The organism is Peribacillus sp. SIMBA_075, assembly GCF_046534585.1.
Genome location: NZ_JAWRYN010000173.1, coordinates 1 through 391 on the forward strand (window position 1 = coordinate 1; position 391 = coordinate 391).

Annotated in this window: 1 protein-coding gene; it reads right to left on the reverse strand. The window is 67.8% G+C overall.

Going from position 1 to position 391, the window contains the following annotated elements; all coding sequences use genetic code 11:
- Window positions 1–161: 161 nt before the first annotated feature.
- Window positions 162–371 (reverse strand): hypothetical protein, encoded by a 210-nt coding sequence (locus SB775_RS27675; protein ID WP_410864340.1) that lies wholly within the window; start codon window positions 369–371, stop codon window positions 162–164.
- Window positions 372–391 lie beyond the last annotated feature (20 nt).

The window sequence follows — 391 nt, forward strand, 5'->3', positions numbered from 1 at the left end:
CTCCAGTTCGGCAGTGGCGCAGCGCAGGAGGGCGTCAGCCCGAATCCCCGCTGCCTCGTTGTTCGATTGCATCGCCCGGATCCCGGCCACAAAGCGGGCTAGCCCGACCGCCATAAGGGCGACGCACGGGACCATCAGGGCAAGAAACTGGGCGACGGCGTTCATGCGGCGCCTTTTGGGTCAGTAGGCGTGTAGCCGTTCCGGACGCGCCAACAGCGCTCTCGGAACCTGCCAGCGATGAGGCGGCCGTCCTGCCCATGCTCCTGAGCGTCGCGGATCGCATTGATCGCGCCGGCCGGGTTGATGCCGCTCTGCTTGCCCAGGTCGCGGACGGTCTGGAACGGGCGGAACTCGTACAGGCGGGCGCTCATTGGCCACCTCCTGAGACGCG